Here is a 20,868-nt window from a genome sequence, read left to right as displayed (position 1 = left end):
CGAGACGACGAGGGCTTGCCGATTGTCGCGAGTGAGAATCGCGCAGGTGTCGGGGGAATTACGCAGTCCGTCCAGGGTGAACGGGTCTGCGAGCGTGCGCCTCACCAGGGCGGCCGCGATGGCGGGGAAGGCGGGGAATCGGCTGTCCTTGCGTGCTTCGCTCGCGGCCTCGACGCGGGGCGGGCGATGCGGGGCATGACCTCGCGGGTACGCGGTCAGGTGAGGTGCTGGGCGGAGGAAGGCCCCGGGCCTCGGACAGCACATGCGAGCGAGCCGGGGCCTGCCGCTCGGACAGTCCCCGGCTCGCCGCCCGCGTGCCGCGTCAGAGCTTCTTCAGCGTCCGGTTGAAGGTGCGCAGGTCGTCGACGAACAGGTCCGGCTCCTCCATGGCCGAGAAGTGGCCGCCGCGGTCGAACTCCGCCCAGTGCACGATCTGCTTGAAGTCGCGCTCGGCCAGGCTGCGGACCGGGTGGAAGAGCGCCCCGGGGTAGACCGCGACGCCCATGGGCACCTCGATGGTCGGGGACCGGCCGATCAGGGAGGTGATCGGAAGGAACGGCTTCAGCTCGTAGTGCGCCTGCGCGGCGGAACCACCGGTCGCGGTGAACCAGAAGAGCGAGATGTGCGTCAGCATCAGGTCGCGGTCGACCGCGTCCTCGGGGACCTTCTCCGTCTGGGCCCAGTGCTTGAACATCTCGAGCAGGTAGGCCAGTTGCGCGACCGGCGAGTCGTTCAGCATGTAGCCGATGGTGTGCGGCCGGGTGGACTGCATCTTCATGGGCCCGGACAGGTCGTCGATGAAGCGCTCGGACTTGGCGAGACGGGCCCTGTCCGCCTCGCTCAGCGTCTCCAGCTCACCCGGTTCCCCACTGAGGTTGGTCTGCAGGAGGTTGACGTGGATGCCGGCCACGTGGCCCGGGTTCATCGCCCCGAGCAGCAGCGACGTGAAGGCGCCGATGTCGCCGCCCTGGGCGATGTAGCGCTCGTAGCCGAGGCTCGCCATCAGCTGGGACCAGGCCATGGCTATCCGGCCCAGGTCCCAGCCGGTGGTCTTGAGCGGGCCGGAGAGGCCGAAGCCCGGCAGCGAGGGGATGACCAGGTGGAACGCATCGGCGGGGTCGCCGCCGTGGGCCCGCGGGTCGGTCAGCGGGCCGATGATGTCCAGGAACTCCACCGGCGTGCCGGGCCAGCCGTGCGTGATCAGCATCGGCGTGGCGTCCGGCTCGGGCGAGCGGACGTGCAGGAAGTGGATGGTGGCCCCGTCGATCTCCGTGGTGAACTGCGGGTACTGGTTGATGCGGCGCTCGGCGGCGCGCCAGTCGAAACCGTCACGCCAGTACTCGGCCAGCTCCTTGATGTACTCCAGCGGGGCGCCACGGGACCAGCCGACGTCGACGAGGTCCGGCCAGCGGGTCGCGCTCAGCCGGCGCTTGAGGTCGTCGACGTCAGCCTGGGGGATCTGGACCTGGAACGGCTGCATGGGGAAGCTCCTTCATCTGGTCGACCGTGGCCGGCCGCGCCGCGCCGGTCGATGGCAGCGCAGCGTGAACGCCTCACTGCCGTGGTAGGGAAACGGGCTGGTGAACAACTGCCGCCTGTCGGCGTCGTGCCGGGGCACCGGCCCATGCCGACCGGCTGATCGACACCGCGACGGCCGTCCGGGCGGCCCCCGCGGCGCCGCGACCGGCGCCGAGCAGGGCGGTCTACGAATCGGGCCCCGAACTCGCCGTCACGCTAACGCCGGCCTCCAGAGCCCAGCAAGATCCTCGGCGAGACCCCGCAATGCCGGAGAAGTCGGCCGGTCGGGCGACGGTCCGCAGGCGGCCGAAGCCGTTCCGGACCCGCCACGAGGGTTTCGGTCTCCGGCTTGCGCCACCTGACGGAGAGACCGAATGTTCGCGACCGGCTTTCGCTTCTCCTCATTCCCATCAGGCATACGGCATATACATGGATGTTCACGGTGTATACCAGTTTCAATGCTTTCCCTTGCCGAGGGGGCCGGATGGTACACACGCATTGCCTCGAATGCTTCTTCCAGAATGCCATTTATATTTATTGACACTAACCGGAATGCTAGGTAATCTCATTCTGCAGATTTCGACGGCATTCTGTTTTGGCCTTCGAATGTCCCTGTATCGACGAAGGAGTGGTCCCCATTTCCATAACCAGGAATCGTGTAGCCAGGGTCGTCGCCGGCTCGGCGGTGGCGCTCGGACTGACCGTCGGGTTTCAGACCTCCGCTGTGGCCGCTGGACCGACGGCCACGGTGACTCCGTCGACCGGGCTGTCCGACGGTGCCGTGGTACAGGTCGCCGCTCAGGGCCTGCAGGCAGGCACGGCCTACGACGTCGGACAGTGCGCGTGGGTCGGCACCGGCGTGCTCGCCTGCAACCCCGCGAACTTCTCCGCCGTGACCGCAGACGCCAGCGGAGCGGCGAAGACGTCGCTGACGGTGCGGCGCTCCTTCGAGGGCTACCTCTTCGACGGCACTCGCTGGGGCACCGTGGACTGTGCCACCGCGAAGTGCCAGGTCGGCATGTCGGACGCGGCCGGCAACGGCCCGGCGAGTGTGGCGATCTCGTTCCGGTGACCGGAGGGTCCAGCCGACCCTCTGTGCGGACCGCTCTGCTGCGGCCGCAGCAAGGGGCCCGCAGGGTGCTTCGGCACCCTGCGGGCCCCGCCCGCGCCCACCCCACGCGGTTCTCCGCGCCGAACCCACCTCTCGGACCGCACCACGGCTACCGCCGTGGTGCGGTCCGCTTTCGCTGCCCGCTCACGATCCGGTGAGATCTCACCGGGATGCCGCCTGGGCGCCGGGAGTGGGGAGGTCCGTGAACCTTCCGAGGTCCAGGTCCAGCCGGCGGAGCGTCTCGCGCAGGGAAGGGGAGGTCAGCCCGGCAAGCTCTTCCTCCCACCGGTAACCCCACGCGTAGCGGATCCGGTCGCCGGCTGTGGGTTCACCGGGATGGCAGTTGACCTCGATGGTGCCGGCGGGGCCGCGGGCGAGGCGGCCCAGAAGGCGCTCGGCACGAAGCAGCGTCAGGGAACCGGCCTCGTCGAGCCCGCCGTACGCCTCCGGGAACGACAGTCCCGCAGCCCTCAGACGCGTCGACAGAGCCCGGCTCCAGTGACGGATCACCATGCCCCGTGGCCCGGGCGCGGCGCTCGTGGGCACGCGCACCGCACCGATTCCCCGCTCCCCGGCCAGCTCCGTCACGATCCGCGCGACGGGGGGATACAGGTGGAGGTGCTGATGAGTGTCGACGTGAGTCAGCTTCAGACCGAGCTCGTACCGGAGCCGTTCCAGCTGTGCCTCGAACTCGCGGCGGACGTCCGCCATGTCGACGCGCCCCGCGATCGCCGCGGTCATGAACGACCGCCACCCCAACCGGAACGCGCCGCGTCGATCGACCAGGGTGGGAATCTCGCGCGCGCTGAGCAACGGAGGATCCTCACCCACCGCGGCGAGATGCCCGCCCACCCCCAGCCCGGGGCGATCCCGCAGCCACGCGGCCGCCCGCGCCACCGCAGGACCGACGGCCAGCACCGAGACGCTCGTCACGACACCCGCGTCGTGGGCCCGGAGGATCCCCCGGGAGATTTCCTCGCTCAAACCGTAGTCATCGGCACTGACGATGAGCAGACGCCGCGTCACCGGACGGCCTCCCTGCCGTCCTGGCGCCGTGACGGCACGAAGACCCAGCGCTGCATGAGTGCGAAGCGGAGCAGGGAGGCGAGGGCGTCGCCGGCGAGCAGCACGGCCAGCTCGACGGTCCTGCTGACGCCGGAGCCGACCGCGAGCAGACTCACGCTGGTGCAGGCCAGGCCCAGGAGAAAGGCGATACCTCCTCTGACCTGGTGGCGCAGCGCCTCGTGACGCCCCCGCACCCCGAAGGTGATCCGTCGGTTCGCCGCGGTGTTGAGAACGGTGGCGAGGAACAGCCCGGCGGCGTTCGCCGCCAGTGCCGGCATCACGGTGGTGAACATGACGTAGAACAGGATGTGCAGGAGGCCAGTCACCGCTCCGACCGCGGCAAAGCGCAGGAACCTGCGCGCCGGACCGACGGGCAGTCTGGAACGGTGCAAGTGCGGCGGCAGCGGCGCCCCGAAGGCCCTTGTCACCCTGCGGCCGGCCACGCGGACAACGCCCCGGAGCATGTCCAGGACCGTACGGCCGATGTCGACCGAGCTGTCGGGATCGTCGAGGCAGTCGACCGGAACCTCGTGGATGCGCAACCCCTGGCGCTGCGCCACGCACAGCAACTCGGTGTCGAAGAACCACTGGTCGTCGTGGACGGCCGGCATGATCGCCTGCACGACCTCCCGCCGCCCGGCCTTGAAACCGCACTGGGCGTCGGAGAAGCTCACTCCGAGGACGACACGCAGGATCAGGTTGTATGTGCGGGACAGCACAGCGCGCAGCAGGGATCGCTGCACGCTCGACCCTCGTGCGTGCCGCGTTCCGATCGCCAGGTCGCTGTGGCCCGACGCGAGGGGCGCGATGAGGGGGAGGAACCCGTCGAGGTCGATCGACAGATCCGCGTCCATGTAGCTGACCACGTCGGCCCGGCTCGATGCCCAGACGTGCCGCAGAGCCAGGCCACGCCCCCGCGCGTCGAGGTGCACGAACCGCACCTCGGGGATGTCACGGGCCAGCGCCGTCCCGATCGCGCAGGTTCCATCGACGCTGCCGCTCTCCGCGATGGTGATCACAAACGGGTACGGGAAGTTCCGGACAAGGTAATCGCGCAGCCGGTGCACGCTCCTGGCGAGGGTCTTCTCCTCGTTGCGCACCGGAATTACGATCTCGGTCAGGGACACCCGTGTCAGCTCAACGGACTCTTCGGCGGTCGCGGTCATGGACGCTGCCTCTCGATGGCCGCGCGACGAGCGCGCGCAGGGTCATTGACGTGGAGGACCAAGCGTCGGCCGAGCGGACGGAGGGCGGCATCCTCCCCCTTGCGCTAGTGCCGCTCCACCGCAACCACGAAGACGGCTCCCGGCCCGCGGTCGGCGAAACTGAGGGCCGGCGCCCGTCCCCGCCGTCCGAGCGGTCCCTTCGGGAGGGGCACAGCGGGCTGGAAAGGAGTCACTGTGTCGGCCTGGCTGGACGAGTGGAACCGCGGGCAGGACGTCTACATCAGCGACCGGCACCGGGACCGGCACTTCCGCGCGGTGACGCGGGACATCATCCGGCTGCTTCCCCCCGGCGACATCCGGGTCCTCGACTACGGACCGGGAGACGCCCTGTTCGCCGACCGCATCGCGGCGGCGTGCGGCGAGGTGATCCTCTGTGAAGCGGCGGACAGCATCCGGGCTCGTCTCACGGCTCGGTTCACCGACCACCGGGGTGTTTCGGTCATCGGGCCGGACGGACTCACCGGGCTCGCGGCAGGGTCGGTCGACGTCATGGTCGTGCACTCGGTTGTGCAGTACCTCGACTCCGACGAGATCGACGCGCTCCTGCGGGAGTCACACCGGCTCCTGGGCCCCGACGGCCTGCTGGTCGTCGGTGACATCGTGCCTCCGGGAGTGGGGCTGGTGTCGGACACCGTCGAACTTCTGCGCTTCGCGATCCGCGAGGGCTTCCTCACGGACGCGGTACCCGCCCTGCTGCGGCTTGCGGTCTCCCCCTACGCGCGCCGGCGGCGACGGCACGGCCTCACCCGGCTGGACGAGCAGCAGATGACGGTCCGAGCACGGCAGGCCGGGCTCTCGGGCCGGCGGATGCGGTCCAACGTCGGGAACAACCAGGCCCGTTGGACGTTCGTCGCATCCACGGCGAGCCCCCCGCACAGGTCCCGCACGTTGGGAGAAGCAGAAGCGGATCGTCCTGTGTGACCGTAGGAAGGCCTCCGAGTAGGGAGGACATCGCCGACCGGCCCCGCCGGGCCGGCAGGTTCTCGGCGCGCGGACCAGGAGGATCCATGACCGAACCGGTAGCGGTCACCGGGGCCGAAGGGTTCATCGGATCGCACTTGGTCGAGGCGCTGGTACGGCGCGGACACCACGTGCGAGCCATGGTGATGTACAACTCGTTCGCCTCGTGGGGATGGCTGGACCGGCTCGACGCCGACGTGCTCAGCGAGGTCGAGGTGTATCCGGGCGACGTCCGTGACCCGGCATCGACGCTGGCGCTGGTCGAGCAGGCCGCCGTGGTGTACCACCTGGCGGCGCTGATCGCGATCCCGTACTCCTACCAGGCGCCACGCTCCTATGCGGACACCAACATCATGGGCACCCTGAACGTGCTGGACGCGGTGCGCACCTGCGGGACGCCGAGACTGGTCCACACCTCGACCAGCGAGACCTACGGGTCGGCGAGGACAGTGCCGATCGGTGAGGACCATCCTCTGCAGACCCAGTCGCCCTATGCGGCGACGAAGCTGGCCGCCGACAAGCTCGTCGAGTCCTACTGCCTCAGCTACGGGACACCCGCGGTGACTCTGCGGCCGTTCAACACGTTCGGCCCACGTCAGTCAGCGCGCGCGGTCATCCCCACGATCATCAGTCAGCTCGCCGCCGGATCCCGGGAGATCAGCCTCGGCGCACTCGATCCGACCCGCGACTTCACCTATGTCACCGACACCGTGGACGCCTTCGTGTCCGTCGGCACCGCACCGGCGTCAGCGGTGGTCGGAGAGGTCTTCAACGCCGGTACGGGGACCGAGGTCTCGATCGGCCGGCTCGCCGCCGACATCATCCGGCTGATGGGCGCCGACGCGACCCTCAGCGAGGACCCCCGTCGGGTCCGCCCCAAGGACTCCGAAGTCGCCCGCCTGGTCTGCGACGCCACAAGACTGCGCGAACGCACGGGCTGGCGCCCTTCGGTCGACCGCGAGGACGGACTGCGGCGGACCATCGAGTGGTTCCGGGACCCCGTGAACCTGGCGGGCTACAGGCCAGGTCACTACAACCGGTGACGGGGAGGAACGCATGCACGCAGTGATCCTGGCGGGCGGCAAGGGAACGAGACTGCGGCCTTACACCAGCCGACTGCCGAAGCCCCTGGTACCCATCGGTGACGAGTTCTCCATCCTGGAGATCGTGCTGAGCCAGCTGTCGCAGCAGGGATTCGACCGGGTGACGCTGGCCATCGGGCACCTCGGCCACCTCATCCGGGCATTCGTGGGCGACGGCAGCCGCTGGAGCATGGACATCACCTACGCTGCCGAGGACGTCCCGCGGGGCACGATAGGCCCGGTGCTGCAGATTCGCGACCAGCTCCCCGAGCACTTCCTCGTCATGAACGGCGACATCCTCACGGACTTGGACTACGCGGACGTGCTGCACCGCCACAGCGTCAGCGGCGCACCGTTGACGGTGGCTACCTGCAGGCGCGAGGTGCGCATCGACTTCGGTGTGCTGACGACCACCGACGATCGGGTGGTCCACTTCGTGGAGAAGCCGACGGTCGATTACCGGGTCAGCATGGGCGTCTACGGACTGAGTCGCTCCACACTCGACAGCTACCCGGCCGGCATCCCGTTCGGCTTCGACGATCTCGTACTGGACTTGCTGGCGCGCGACATCCAGCCCGCCGACTACGCCTTCGACGGGTACTGGCTGGACATCGGGCGGCCCGACGACTACGACCGCGCCAACGCCGAGTTCGACTCGATCAAGGGGACGCTGCTGAAGGGGGTCTGACGCTCCCTGGCCTGCCGGTACCAGCGTGTGGCACGCGGTGCACAACAAGAAGGAATGGAGAACCCCGCATGTCTTCCGTTACGCACGGCCCCCCGCCGGTGACCGCGCGGACCGAGCCCCCGACGTCTTCGCCCACCGGTGACGGGAGCCGTTTACGAGGGTGGGCACTCGCTGGTATCTGCGTACTGGCGGGTCTGCTGTACGTGTGGCTCATCGGCTCCAGCAACTATGGCAACGCCTACTACTCGGCTGCGGTCCGGTCGATGACCGAGAGCCCGGCCAACTTCCTCTTCGGAGCCGCCGATCCCTACGGCGCGGTCTCGGTCGACAAGCCGCCCCTGGCGCTGTGGCCGCAGGTCGCGTCGGTGGCGATGTTCGGCTACTCCAGCTGGTCGCTACTGCTTCCCCAGGTTCTCGAAGGGGTGGCCGCGGTGTTCCTGCTGCACCGTACGGTGCGCCTGTGGGCCGGGGAAGCGGTCGCGCTGCTCGCGTCACTGATTCTGGCGCTGACCCCCGTCACGGTCGCCATCAACCGTGACAACAACACCGACTCCCTCCTGACGCTGCTGCTCGTCGCGTCGGCGTACGCGTTCATGCGTTCGATCCGCGCCGAGGAGGGTCGGAGCCGGACGAAGTGGCTGCTCGCGTGTGCCTTCCTCGTCGGCTGCGGCTTCACCGCCAAGATGCTGCAAGCGTGGATCATCGTTCCCGTACTGGCACTCGCGTTCCTGGTCAGCAGCACCAGCCCGCTGAAGCGCCGGATCAACGACGTACTGGCCGCGGGTGCCGTCCTGATCGTCTCTTCGTTCTGGTGGCCCGTGCTGCACGATCTGTGGCCGGGCGACAAGCCCTACATGGGCGGCAGCACGGACGGGAGCGCGCTCGAACTGGTCTTCGGCTACAACGGATTCGGCGCGCTCCTCGGCACCGGTCAGCAGCCCGGCGGGTCGGGTATCAACGTTCCCCTGGCGATGGTCGGGCTGTCCGGTGGCAGTCCTGGGGTCACCCGCATGTTCTCCGCCGAGGTGGGCGACCAGATCTCATGGTTGCTCCCCTTGAGCGGGCTCGTACTCTTCGTCGCCGGGGCGGCGGGGTACCGGCGGCTGTGGTTCGAGATACCGGGTGACCCGCGGCAGCGGGCCGGCTGGGTTCTGTGGGGCGGATGGCTGGTGCTGGCCGGCGGCGTTCTCAGCTTCACCCAGGGCATCTTCAACACGTACTACACCACGATGCTGGCTCCGGCGATCGGCGCGGTCTCGGCGGCCGGTATCGCGATGCTCTGGCGGAAGTACCGCGATCCCGTCGGCCACGAGTGGCTTCTGCTCCCCGCGACGGTCGCGCTCACCGCGCTCTGGGCGTTCGTCCTGGTGTCCAGGGACACGTCGTGGCACGGCTGGACCAGGTGGGCCACCGCCGGTGTGGGCGGCGTCGCGCTGGCCGGCCTGATAGCGGGGAGGCTCTCCGCACGACGACGGGCATGGGGCCGCCCGGTGCTCGTCGCCGGGGTGGCGTCCATGTTGCTGGCCCCGGCGGTGTGGTCGGTGGGCACAGCGGCCACGGCCAGCGACAACGGCGGCTTCCCGTCAGCGGGTCCGCCCAACAACGCCTTCAGCGCGCTGCTCAGGGGCGAGCTCCCCGACGACATGATGATGCCCGGCGGCATGGCCATGCCGGGTAGCGGCCAGATGCCCGACGGCATGGAACTTCCCGGCATGGAACCGCCCGAGGGCATGAAACTCCCTGACGGCATGCCCATGTCCGCCGGTTCCCTGGCATCCGGCGGGTCGCAGACGCCCGGCAAGGAGGGCGCCCGGCCGGGTGCCCGGAGCGGAAACGGCTTCGGCGGGGCCGAGCTCTCCGCGGAGAACCGGAGAATTCTGCGGTACGCCCAGCAGAACTCGGACGGAGCGGCGATCACGCTCGCCGTCGAGGGAGGTGGGCTCGCCTCGTCCTCGTTCATCATCGGCACCGGTGCGACGGTGGTCGGCATGGGCGGGTTCCTGGGCGCCGACGACGCGCCGAGCGTCGACCAGCTCGGCCGATGGGTGGCCGAGGGCGAGGTGCGGTTCTTCCTCACCGCGCATCCGGGCGAGGCGCGACTGGGCGGCATGGCCGGGATGGGCGGCACCGTGCAGCGCAAGAGGGTGGACTGGGTGCAGCAGAACTGCGAAGTCGTCGAGCCCTCCGCCTACGGCGGCAGGCCCTTCGACGAGGACCAGGCACAGCTGCCGTTGCCGGGATTCAGCGACGCGACGCTGTACCGCTGCTGACAGCGGTCACACTGTTGCGGGCCCCGGACGGTGTACGCCGTCCGGGGCCCGCAACGTGCACGGTGCGACTCGTCAGGCGCCGGGTGCGTGGACGGCAGTGGCTCGCAAGGCCTTCTTGTCGATCTTGCCGAGCGGAGTGGCCGGAAGGGAGGGAACGGGGAAGAGCCGCTCGGGGAGTTTGAACGACGCGGTCTCGGCTTGCGCCATCACCGCCCGGATGTCCGCCAGGTCCACCCGCCTGTCTTCGGCCAGGACCACGAACAGGCCCACACGTTCACCGAGTTCGGCATCCGGCACCCCGACCGCGGCGGCCTGGAGGACGCCGTCGACCTGCAGAGCGAAGCTCTCGACCTCCTCGGCGTTTATCTTCTCGCCGCCCCTGTTGATGAGGTCCTTCTCCCTGCCGACCACGACCAGGTTGCCGTCCGGTGTGCGGCGCACCATGTCGCCGGTGCGGTACCAGCCGTCAGCGGTGAACGATCGCGCGTTGGTGGCGGGCGCGTCGTAGTAGCCGCGCGGTGTGTACGGACCGCGGGTGAGCAACACACCCGGCTCGCCCACCCCTACGTCCCTGTTCTCCGCGTCCACCACCCGGATCTCGTCGTCCGCGCAGATCGGCCGCCCCTGGGTGTGGAGGACCACGTCGGTGGGGTCGTCCAGGCGGGTGAGGCACAGCAGCCCCTCTCCCATACCGAACACCTGCTGCAACGTGCAGCCCAGTGTCGGGCCGACCTGTCGCGCCGCCTCCGGCGACAGCCGCGAGGCACCGACCTGGAGCAGCCTCAGCGAGCTCACATCGGCGGCCGGGTTCTCCTCGCGGTCCTGGAGCCAGCGCATGGCGACAGCCGGGACGACGGATGTGGCGGTGACCCGTTCCCGCTCGATCGCGGCGAACGCCACTTCGGACGCCGGCGAAGCCGAGACAACCACCCGGCCCCCGCTCAGCAGCGTGCCGAGCACTCCGGGACCGGTGTTGGGGAAGCCGTGACCGAGGGGCAGCACGGCCAGATAGACCGTGTCCGGCCCGAATCCGCACAGTTCGGCAGCACGCTTGATCATGTAGGTGAGGTCGTTGTGGGTGCGCGCCACGAGCTTGGGCAGCCCGGTCGTCCCGCCGGAGAGCAAGAGCATCGCCACGTCGTCGCCGCCCGGCGCCGACACGTCCAGTTCGGCGGAGACCCGTGCTGCCTCCGCCGCGCCGACAGGTTCACACAGCGCGCGCAGATCGACGCTGTCCGGCCGGACGTCGGAACCTGCCACGAGGATGTGATCGACATCCGGAGCGGCTTCGGCGATGTCATGAGCCATTGCCTGGTGATCGAACCCCTTGTGCCTGTCCGGCACGACGACCGCCCTGGCCTGGGCGTGCGTGACAACTCCCAGCAGTTCGTGGTGGCGGTACTGCGGCAGGGCCCACACGGGCAGGGCCCCGAGCCGCAGACACGCCACCGTCACGACGACGTGCTCCCAGCAGTTCGGCAACTGCACCACGACACGGTCGTCGGCACGAAGACCCAGCGCCTTCATGCGGGCAGCGGCCCCGTCCGCACGGGCCATCAACTCGCGGTAGGTCATGCGCATCGGACCGTCGACGAGACAGACGGCTTCAGGGGCATGGCGCGCGGCCTGCGCGAGGTGCGTTCCCAGGGACCGTCCTTCCCAGTAGCCGCTGGCCACATAGTGGGAAGCGACATCCTCCGGCCAGGGCACGGTTCCCGCGCGGGACGGCCTGACTACTGTCTTGTGCATGACTGCTCCGTAAGCTTGACCCGGGGCGTCCGGGTACGGCTGACGATGACCTGCCCCGGCCGTGCCGGCGGGGATGCGCGGCGCGGATCACAGCATGGGAGCCCCCTCCGTCCCGGACGCCACTGTGCGGGACCCAGCCGAGAGATCACAGGGCTCCTGTCCAGGGAGCTTAGAGACACTCCGCTCCACCGTCGTCTCATCGATTGCTGCATGTGCCGCATGCCCGGCTCGCGGCCACACGCCGCACGTCAGGAGTTGTCCAGCTGATATCGGCGGGCTGAACCTGTCGCTTGTTGGGGCGGCTCACCCTCGCGTGGGTTCTTCCCGAGCAATGGCAGGGGAAAAGACGCCGCCGCAGACACAGCTGCCCGGACCAGGCGACCTTCTTCCCCGATTCGTGTCGTGTCCGTTCGGTGGACTGAACAGGAGCGAGGACTTGACAGAGAATGCAGCACCCGACGAAGCAATTGCCATTATTGGCATGAGTTGCAGGTACGCCCCCGACCTCGACTCGCCCGAGAAGTTCTGGGAGTTTCTGGCCAAGGGCATGAGCACGGTCGGTGACATGCCGGAGAAGAGGTGGAAGTCCTACGCGTCGAGCAGCCCGCAGGCGACCGCCGCCATGCGCGACACCATTCGTCGCGGTGCCTTTCTTGACGACATCGAGGGCTTCGACGCGGAATTCTTCGGTATCTCGCCACGGGAAGCCGACTTCCTCGATCCTCAGCAGCGGTTCATGCTCGAGCTCACCTGGGAGGCACTGGCCGACGCGGGCATTCCCCCCCTGTCACTGCGAGGCACCGACACCGGCGTGTACGCCGCCGTGAATTCGAACGACTACGGCAGGCGGCTCCTGGAGGACCTCCCCCGCACGGGCGCCTATGCCGTGAACGGCACGACCTTTTACGGTATCGCCAACCGCGTTTCCTACTTCCTGGACCTCCACGGGCCGAGCATGGCGGTCGACACGGCCTGCGCCGGTTCGCTGACCGCTCTTCACCTGGCCCGCCAGAGTCTGCTGACCGGCGAGACACCCCTTGCGATCGTCGGCGGCCTCAACATCATGTCGAGCCCTTCACTCAATGTCGCCCTCGACGAGGCCGGCGCCATGTCACCCGACGGCCGCAGCAAGGCCTTCGACGACAACGCCGACGGCTACGGCCGCGGTGAGGGAGCGGGAGTCCTGGTCCTCAAGCGCCTGTCCGACGCCCGCCGCGACAACGACCCCGTCCTGGCGGTCATCCGGGGCAGTGGCGTCTTCCAGGACGGACGCTCCGACGGCATGATGGCGCCGGACGGAGACGCGCAGAAGCACATGCTGCGCCAGGCCTACCGCCGAGCGGGTGTGGACCCGGCGACCGTGGACTACGTCGAGGCGCACGGCACGGGAACCCCAACCGGCGACCGCGAGGAGATCACCGCTCTGGCCGAGGTCTTCGGACCGGGCCGGACGCCCGGGAACCCCTGCCTGATCGGATCGGTGAAGCCCAACGTGGGCCACGTCGAGGGCGGGTCGGGCATCAGCGGCGTCATCAAGACCGTCCTCGCGCTGAGGCATGAGCAGATCCCGCCCAGCCTGCACGACAAGCCTCGCTCCGACATCGACTGGGACGCTTGGGGACTCCGCCTGGTCGGGCAGCTGAGGAACTGGCCCAGGACGGACCGGCCCAGGCGTGCCGGGGTCTCCAGTTACGGAGTCGGAGGGACGATCTCCCACGTCATCCTGGAGGAGAGCACGGTCGGCACGGGCACGGCCACCTCAGCCGACGGCACCGCCACCACCCCACGGGAGCCCAGGCTCTTCCCGGTCTCGGCCGCCTCCGAGGCAGGGCTGCGTGCGCTGGCGGGCGCGGTCGCCGACTGGCTGACCGGCAACCCGGACACCGCGCTGTCGTCGGTGGGCCACACCCTGGCGCTGCGTCGCTCACACCTCGCCCAGCGCGCCGCGATCGTCGCGGGCTCCCCGGAGCAGCTCGTGGAGCGGCTGCGCGACCTCGCCGACGGCCGCAGCGGCCCGGGCATCGCATCGGCGCGAGTGGGTGCCGGCCACGGCGACGACGCCGTATGGGTGTTCTCCGGGCACGGCGCCCAGTGGCCGGGTATGGGCAGGCAACTGCTGGAGCGGGAGCCGGTGTTCGCCGCGGCGATCGACGCGTTGGCGCCCGTGTTCCGCGAGGAGCTCGGCTGGACGCCCCGCGAGGCGATCACCAGCGGGGGGCCGTGGACGGCCGCCCACGTCCAGGCGCTGACCTTCGCCGTCCAGCTGGGCCTGTCCGACGTGTGGCAGAGCCGGGGCCTGCGGCCGGGCGCGGTCATCGGCCATTCCGTCGGCGAGATAGCGGCGGCCGTGGTCGCCGGGGCCCTCGACCGTGAGGACGCCGCCCGCTTCGCGTGCCGCCGCGCGGCGGCGCTGCAGCAGCTCGACGGACGGGGCGCCATGGTCATGGCCGGCTTGCCGTTCGAGGAGGCCGCCCTCCGGCTGGCGAACCATCCCGGCGTGGAGGCCGCCATTTCCTCAGGACCCCAGTCCACGGTCCTGTCCGGCGACCGGTCAGCGGTCCTGCGAGTCGCCGAGCAGTGGCAGGCGGCCGGTGTCTGGACCCGGACCGTCGACTCCGACATCGCCTTCCACAGCGTTCACGTCGACGAGGTGGTCGGCGAGGTGGAGTCGGCCGCACGCCGGCTCACGCCGCGTCCGCCGGTGGTTCGCCTCTACAGCACCGCCATGGCCGACCCTCGGTCGCAGGCGCGCCGCGACAGCCACTACTGGGCGGCGAACCTGCGTCGGCCGGTCCGCTTCACCGAGGCCGTCCGGGCAGCGGCGGAGGATGGCCACCGGCTGTTCCTCGAGGTGTCCACCCACCCCGTGGTGGCTCACTCGGTCACCGAGACGCTCGTGCACCTCGGCATGGAGGAAGCCGTGGTGACCGGAACTCTCCGGCGCAACACCGATGAGGTGGAAACGCTGCTCCAGAACCTCGCCGAACTGCACTGCCACGGCGTGAACGTCGACTGGACACGGGACCACGTCGACGGCGAACTCCTCGCACTGCCCGCGGCGGTGTGGCAGCACCGCCCCTACTGGATCTTCCCGGCGGGCACCTCGGACGCGGGCCTCGGGCGTGGCCACGATCCCGAGAGCCACAGCTTGCTCGGCGGCCGGATGACCGTCAGCGGCTCGCCGACCCGGCAGGTGTGGCAGACACGTCTGGACATGGACAGCCGCCCCTACCCGCAGAGCCACGGGCTGGTCGGCGTGGAGGTCACCCCGGCCGCGTCCATCATCAACACCTTCGCGGCGGCGGCCGAGGAGGACGGTCCGTCGGCGCTCACGGACATCGTCCTGCGCACGCCACTCGCCGTCGAACCGCCCCGCGTGGTCCAGGTCGTGCGCGAGGGCAGATCCCTGTCGCTCGCCACCCGCATCGCCGGCGACGGCGCCGAGAGCGCCGGTGACGAGTGGATCACCCACACCACAGCGACCGTCTCGCCGGGGACCGGGCCGCTCTCCGGCCGTATGGACGCGGGGGCGATCCGCTCCCGGCTGCCGGAGGGATCGCTCACCAGGGCTGACGAGATGTTCGAGCGGATGGGCGTCGAAGGCTACGCCTTCCCCTGGGATCTGGAGGAACTGCGCTACGACGAGCACGAGCAGCTCGCCGTCCTGCAGATCGTGCCTCCGCCGGCGCGGCGGGCGAGCAGCTGGGCGCACGTCATCGACGGCGCCCTGACCATCAGCGCCATGGTCGTCTCCCCAGGAGACGCGACCGTGCTCTGGATGTCTCGCTCGATCGATCACGTGACGTGGTCCGGCGAGCCGCCCGCCAGGCTCACCGTGCACAGCACCCGCTCGCTCCGGTCACCCCACGACACCGTCGACGTACGGGTCGCCGACGACGAGGGAAGGATCGTCTGCGAGGTCATGGGACTGCGGTTCGCAGCCGTGGAGCACCTCGGTGCCGCGGCGCTGCCCAGTGAGCTGGTCCACGAGGTGGTGTGGCGTCCCTTGAGCCTCGGCGAGCAGCAGGACGGGGCCCAGCAGACCGCGGTGGAGCAAGTGGTTCTGGTCGGAGACGCGGAGAGCACCGTCCCCCTGGCCCGACAGCTCGAAGCAGCCGGGGTGAGCTGTGTGCAGGCGGGTGCCGTCCCGGACGCGGCTCTGCAGCCCGAACTGTTCACCCGGCCGGGAGCGGTCGTCGTCGCGCCCGCTCTCTGCGCTGAGGGAGCGTCCGTCGAGGACGAGACCGAGCGGGTGTCCTGGCTGCTCATACGTACGGTGCAGCGTGTCGCCGAGATCCAGGCCGACCACATCGGGCAGGTTGCTCCGCAACGGGTGTGGTGCCTGACCAGTGGTGCGCGCGAGGCCGGTGACGAGCGGTCAGTCGCCCACGGCCCGCTGTGGGGCCTGGCTCGCATCATCGCGGGGGACCACCCCGAACTGTGGGGCGGCGCTGTCGACGTGCGGGCACTGGACGAGGGCATCGGCGCGCGGCTCGCCGGCCTGCTGCGCACCGCCGCCGGTTCCGAGGACGTCATCTCCCTGACACCGGACGCGACGGAGGCTGCCCGGCTGGCCCGTATCGAACGCAGCGCGGACGGCAACCCTCTGCAATGTTCACCCTCGGGTACCGTCCTGATCACCGGCGGTCTGGGAGCGCTGGGCCTCGAGGTAGCGAGGTGGCTCGTGGACCGTGGTGCGCGGCGGCTGCTGCTCACCAGCCGCCGCGGCCTGCCCGACCGCACTGAGTGGCCCGGCGTCACCGATGACGAGACCCGGCGCCAGATCGACGGAGTGCTTTCCCTGGAAACGCTGGGTGTGACGGTGCGTGTGCTCGCGCTCGACATCACCGACGCGGATCAGGTGGCCGCGGCACTGGCGCCCGGTGCGCTGGGTCTGCCGCCGGTGCGGGGCGTCGTCCACGCCGCCGGCGTGGTCAACAACGCTCTCGTCGACAAGGTCGACCGGGACGGTCTGCGCGAGGTCCTGGATCCCAAGGTCCGCGGCGCGATGGTGCTGCACCGTCTCTTCCCGCCCGGTGAACTCGACTTCTTCGTCATGTTCTCCTCGTGCGGCCAGTTCGCTCGTCTCTCCGGTCAGGCCAGTTACGCGGCAGCCAACTCCTTCCTGGACGCGCTCGCCGCGCACCGCAACCGGGGGGAGCACACCGAGACGATCAGCCTGGGCTGGACGGCGTGGCGCGGACTGGGGATGTCCGCGGACATCGCGACCACGATGTTCGAGGCCAACTCGCGTGGTCTGGAGGCGGTGTCGGCCTCGGAGGCGCTCCGTGCCTGGTCGTTCGGCGACCGGTTCCGGTCCCACTACCAGGCCGTACTCCGCGCGGTGCCGACACCGCCGCACACACCACGCCTGCCGATGTTCCGGGACCTGGCCGTGATGGACGAGCCGGACCGCGCCGGCGGCCAGCTCTTCACGGACGCCCTCGACGGCGTGCCCGAGGAGGAGGCCCGCTCAAGGCTCACCGCCGACATGCGCGAGCAGGTGGCCGCGGTCCTCAACTTCGAGCCCACGGACGTGGACGCCAAGCGCCCGCTGGTTGAACTCGGCGTCGACTCCGTGATGACCGTCGCCCTTCGCGTCCGCCTGCAGCGCAGGTACGGACTGGAACTCCCGCCCACCATCCTGTGGGCCAAGCCGACCGTGGCGGCCCTCTCCGAGCACGTCTACGACAGCCTGCGTCCGCAGGACGATGCGCTGAACGACGAGCTGGAGGCACTGACCATGGTGGGGTAGGCCCCACGGCCACTGCCCCCTGCCGCGGCCGCGGCAGGGGGCAGTGGCCGTGACGCGGCCTCGCGGGTGCGAGGCGTGCGGACCCGGACAGCACGAAGCCTCCTGGGCCGGACCGGGGGCCGGTCCCAGGAGGCTTCGGACGCATGCCCAGGGGTCAGGGCAGGCGGAACGCTGTCAGGGAAGCATGACGGGGCTGTTGTGATAGGCGTCGATGAGCCACTCGCTCTCCCGCTTGCCGAGGACCCACGTGGCCCGGATCTCCTTCTCGGGCGCGACCGAATCCTCGCCGGGGGCAATGATCCCCCCCTGGGTGATGACTATCGCCGTCCCGGCGCCGAGAAACCTGACGTCGATGGGCACGCCGAACACCGAAGTTCCCCTGAAGGGCCCCGCGTAGCATGCCGCCATGAACTCCCGGATCGCGTCGACACCCTTCTTGAAGATGTCACCGGGCAGAATCATGGTCGCGTCCTCGGAGAAGAGCCGCGCGAAGGCGGAAGCGTCGTTGGACGCCCACGCCGCCATCATGCGCTTCGGAACATCGGCCACGGCCGCGATGTCCTGATCGGTCGTCATTGCCGAGACACCAGTGTTCATTCCTGCTCCTGTTTCAGGGAAATACTGCGAGGCTTCTCACCGAATCGTGTCGCGGGAAACCGGATGCGGGAATATCCCGGCTTGCGGTTCTGACGGACCGCGAGGTGTGTTGGTCTTTTCGACCGGAGTTCACACAGCGGCCAGTTCCACGATGGAGACGTAACCGACCGGATGGGCTCCTCGCACGGCGAGTCCGGCCCGTGCGGCGAGCTCACCCAGCTCGGCCAGGCTCCGCTCCCTGCCGCCGTAGTAGGTGAGCATGCGCAGATCCATCGCGGTGCTCGCCCGCTCGTCCTCGGCGCCGGCGGCCTCGACGACAAGCACGACGCCCTTGTCGCCGGCCGCCTCCGCGCATCGCTTCAGGATCGCGGCAGCCGATTCGTCGTCCCAGTCGTGCAGGACGGCGGACAGCACGTAGCCGCCGGCCCCCGCCGGCAGCGGGTCGAAGAAACTGCCCACGACGGCCGCGGCGCGATCGGACACCCCCTTGTCCAGGAACGTGCGGCGCGCGGCCGACACTGGACCCTGCAGGTCGACGACGGTTCCCGACAAGTCCTCGTGTGCCGTCAGCAGAGCGGTGAGCAGGCCGCCACTGCCTCCGCCCACATCGACGACGTGTCCCAGAGCGGCCCAGTCATACGCGGCGACGATGCCGGCGTAGTCGAGTTCCAGGTGATGAGTCATCAGCGCGTCGAAGGAAGCCGAGAGAGCCGGATCGGCGGCCAGATCCTCCCAGAAGGAAGTGCCGTAGCGCAGGGGATAGCTTGGCTCACCGGTCCGAATGCTGTGTTCCAACTCGACGAAGCACAGGTCACCCCTGCCGACGGCGCTGGTGATGTCCAGCCACAGCCGCTTTCCTGCCGGGTGATCGGTTCTGAGTTGTTCCCCGAATTCCGTGAGGGCATAGCCGCCCTTGTCATCCCGGGTGAACAGACCCACGGTGACCAGGTGACGCAGCAAACGGTCCAGCGAATCCGCGTGGATCCCGGCCGCATCGGCGATGTCGCCGGCCGTGCGCCTCCCGGCCACGATGTGATCGGCGACCCTCAGGGTGGCCGCCACACGCACCGCCATCGGGGTTGCGAGATCGGCCAATGCCCTCAGTCCGATGCGGCCCATCCCGATCCCCCCGTTCGCTGCCTCTCTGACATGGCGAGCATAGGCACGAGAAAGCTCCGGGGTTTGTTGGCGATTGCTGAGAACGGCGACCAGAACACGCTCGGCGCGGCGCGGCCGATCCGCCGCCGACGTCCCGTCACCGCCCCCCGGACATCTCACCGGGACCCACGTCGGCGGCCCGCGGTGGCGCAGCCGGCCCCGACCCGGTCAGGATGTGGACGGCGGTGGTCAACGCGGCCCAGGACGTGAGCGCGATCAGCTCCTTGTCGGAGGAGTGGTACCGCCGGAACGAGCTGACATCCTCAGCAAGGACCTGGTACGGAGCGAACGCGGTCAGCAGGGCCAGCCGGGCGGCCGGCAGCTCCGCGGCGGGAAGCTTCCCCACCGCCTCTTCGAGCCAAGTACGGCCCGGCCCGACAGGCTGCCTGTCCCTTGTCTCCAGACACGCCTCCAGCCGTTGCCGCACTCCCGCCGGAACCCAGTGAGCCTCGTCGGCCACGGCGGCGATGGCCCGGGAGACTGCCCCCGCCACGACCGGACTGGGCTCGGCCCACTCCAGTCCGTCCGGCGGCTCCGCCGCGGGCAGCAGCCCGAGGGAGGCTCCGGGCTCCAGCGGGCCGGGGGAGTCCGGAGCCATGACCCGGGCGACGGCGCGCATGATCGTGCCCCGCAGGAGGCGGGGAGTGCGCTCCGGGACGGGGGACTCGTCCAGGAAGACACTGACCATGCGGTTGAGATAGTGGAACGTGAACGCGACGCCGTACACCTCGGCGGCCTCGGCGGGGGAGAACGAGACGGGGAGCGGGGTCTTCGGGCCTCGGGGCCGCACGGTGCCCTGCGCCCACTCGGCGACCGCGGCCGGCACGCCGTTCACCACGGGCGGCAAGGTGTCCAGCTTGGCCTCGTGCACCTCGACGCAGTAGGGGCACGCATTGGCCCGGGAGACGGCTGTGGCTACGGCCTCCTTCACCGAACGGTCCACGAGCTGATCGGCGAGCAGCGTTTCCCGCAGCAGCAGCCAAGTCGCCGCCAGCGGTACGGGGGCGGGGGAGTGCAACGCCAACGGCGGCGCCACCACCCCGAAATCCTGCTCGGCCCGCGTGTAGACCGCGGCGACCAGGCCTTCGGCGGCCGGCGGGTCGACAGCCCGGACGTGCCTTATCTGCCGCAACGATTTTCGCAGCACCGTGCGTACAGCCCTTTTCATGGCTCCTCTTCGGTCTCACGAACCTTTGCCGCGCCATCGCCCGTCCGCTGACGGCACCGGTCATCTCCCCGTCGGCCAGACACACTGGCGCCGACGGCGTCGCGGCCGGAAGGGCAGGCTCTCCCCTCTGGTGGCGGTGAGGTGGCCCGCCTCGACGGCCGCCTCGTCCATGGGCGGAGGCGGACACGTCCCCCCGGCATCGACCGCCGTGGGAACGCCGGTCGCGCCAGGACCGGGCGGTGTGACCGGTTCCCCGGCCCCGGCCGTCGTCCCGCCCCCGGGAAATTCAGGTTCGGCGATGCCGAAGCCGAAGACCCCCGCGTCATGGAGCAGGCGCATCAGCGCCGCGGCGGCGTTCTTGGCGGAAGCCGAGGTGTACTCGGAAGCGCCCGCCGCCGGGGCACGCGTGGACTGGTCATGTGTGAGTACGGCGGGAGACTGGTGGCGGTGGCCGGTGACCGGACCGCCCCTTGCCTCCGGAACCGTCAGGGGCATCTCGCTCATGCTCTGCCTCCCTTGCC

General features: G+C 69.8%; 14 protein-coding genes. 6 read left to right on the top strand and 8 right to left on the bottom strand.

The window, feature by feature from the left end; genetic code table 11:
* Positions 1-322: 322 nt before the first annotated feature.
* A complete protein-coding gene (locus ABTX62_RS31585) occupies positions 323-1,480 on the bottom strand; it encodes an epoxide hydrolase family protein (protein ID WP_352119367.1) in 1,158 nt (385 codons plus the stop codon).
* Between the two features lie 666 nt (positions 1,481-2,146).
* On the opposite strand from ABTX62_RS31585, the gene ABTX62_RS31580 reads away from it, so the two are divergent.
* The gene (locus ABTX62_RS31580) at positions 2,147-2,590 is read left to right on the top strand and encodes an enediyne antibiotic chromoprotein (protein WP_352119366.1); all 444 of its coding nucleotides are present in this window, start codon (positions 2,147-2,149) and stop codon (positions 2,588-2,590) included.
* A gap of 201 nt (positions 2,591-2,791) precedes the next feature.
* Here ABTX62_RS31580 and ABTX62_RS31575 read toward each other — a convergent pair whose 3' ends face one another.
* Together ABTX62_RS31575 and ABTX62_RS31570 are read right to left on the bottom strand one after the other, a co-directional pair.
* Complete coding sequence (locus ABTX62_RS31575; RefSeq protein WP_352119365.1) at positions 2,792-3,655, bottom strand: ChbG/HpnK family deacetylase; 864 nt, start codon at positions 3,653-3,655, stop codon at positions 2,792-2,794.
* Entirely contained in the window at positions 3,652-4,860 is a 1,209-nt protein-coding gene (locus tag ABTX62_RS31570) for a bifunctional glycosyltransferase family 2/GtrA family protein (RefSeq protein WP_352119364.1), read from the bottom strand. The genes ABTX62_RS31575 and ABTX62_RS31570 overlap by 4 nt, the downstream gene beginning before the upstream one ends.
* Positions 4,861-5,094: 234 nt before the next feature.
* Here ABTX62_RS31570 and ABTX62_RS31565 point away from each other — a divergent pair, with 234 nt between their 5' ends.
* The 4 genes from ABTX62_RS31565 to ABTX62_RS31550 all read left to right on the top strand — a co-directional run bounded on the left by ABTX62_RS31565 (position 5,095) and on the right by ABTX62_RS31550 (position 9,920).
* Positions 5,095-5,841, top strand: a complete 747-nt coding sequence (locus tag ABTX62_RS31565; RefSeq protein WP_352119363.1) for a methyltransferase domain-containing protein — start codon at positions 5,095-5,097, stop codon at positions 5,839-5,841.
* Between the two features lie 86 nt (positions 5,842-5,927).
* Complete coding sequence (locus ABTX62_RS31560) at positions 5,928-6,923, top strand: GDP-mannose 4,6-dehydratase (protein ID WP_352119362.1); 996 nt, start codon at positions 5,928-5,930, stop codon at positions 6,921-6,923.
* Between the two features lie 13 nt (positions 6,924-6,936).
* Entirely contained in the window at positions 6,937-7,650 is a 714-nt protein-coding gene (locus ABTX62_RS31555) for a nucleotidyltransferase family protein (RefSeq protein ID WP_352119361.1), read from the top strand.
* A 68-nt stretch (positions 7,651-7,718) separates the two neighbouring features.
* Positions 7,719-9,920 carry an ArnT family glycosyltransferase gene (locus ABTX62_RS31550; protein ID WP_352119360.1) on the top strand — a complete coding sequence of 734 codons (2,202 nt, stop codon included), beginning with the start codon at positions 7,719-7,721 and terminating at the stop codon, positions 9,918-9,920.
* Between the two features lie 72 nt (positions 9,921-9,992).
* Here ABTX62_RS31550 and ABTX62_RS31545 read toward each other — a convergent pair whose 3' ends face one another.
* Positions 9,993-11,669, bottom strand: a complete 1,677-nt coding sequence (locus ABTX62_RS31545; RefSeq protein WP_352119359.1) for a (2,3-dihydroxybenzoyl)adenylate synthase — start codon at positions 11,667-11,669, stop codon at positions 9,993-9,995.
* A 73-nt stretch (positions 11,670-11,742) separates the two neighbouring features.
* Between ABTX62_RS31545 and ABTX62_RS31540 the strand changes: the two genes are divergently transcribed.
* Positions 11,743-17,424 (top strand): type I polyketide synthase, encoded by a 5,682-nt coding sequence (locus tag ABTX62_RS31540; protein WP_352119358.1) that lies wholly within the window; start codon positions 11,743-11,745, stop codon positions 17,422-17,424.
* A 174-nt stretch (positions 17,425-17,598) separates the two neighbouring features.
* Here ABTX62_RS31540 and ABTX62_RS31535 read toward each other — a convergent pair whose 3' ends face one another.
* The 4 genes from ABTX62_RS31535 to ABTX62_RS31520 all read right to left on the bottom strand — a co-directional run bounded on the left by ABTX62_RS31535 (position 17,599) and on the right by ABTX62_RS31520 (position 20,851).
* Positions 17,599-18,021 carry an SgcJ/EcaC family oxidoreductase gene (locus ABTX62_RS31535; RefSeq protein WP_352119357.1) on the bottom strand — a complete coding sequence of 141 codons (423 nt, stop codon included), beginning with the start codon at positions 18,019-18,021 and terminating at the stop codon, positions 17,599-17,601.
* A gap of 129 nt (positions 18,022-18,150) precedes the next feature.
* Positions 18,151-19,140, bottom strand: coding sequence for a methyltransferase (locus tag ABTX62_RS31530; RefSeq protein WP_352119356.1), 990 nt, complete (start codon positions 19,138-19,140; stop codon positions 18,151-18,153).
* A 136-nt stretch (positions 19,141-19,276) separates the two neighbouring features.
* Positions 19,277-20,347, bottom strand: coding sequence for a carboxymuconolactone decarboxylase family protein (locus tag ABTX62_RS31525; RefSeq protein WP_352119355.1), 1,071 nt, complete (start codon positions 20,345-20,347; stop codon positions 19,277-19,279).
* Positions 20,348-20,407: 60 nt separating this feature from the next.
* Positions 20,408-20,851, bottom strand: a complete 444-nt coding sequence (locus tag ABTX62_RS31520; protein WP_352119354.1) for a hypothetical protein — start codon at positions 20,849-20,851, stop codon at positions 20,408-20,410.
* Positions 20,852-20,868: the final 17 nt, after the last annotated feature.

Origin of the sequence: Streptomyces sp. NPDC096046, assembly GCF_040303285.1 — a bacterium.
In the GTDB taxonomy this organism is placed as follows: Bacteria; Actinomycetota; Actinomycetes; order Streptomycetales; family Streptomycetaceae; genus Streptomyces.
Note: the sequence above shows the minus strand (reverse complement) of the source record. Positions and strands in the feature narration are given on the sequence as shown.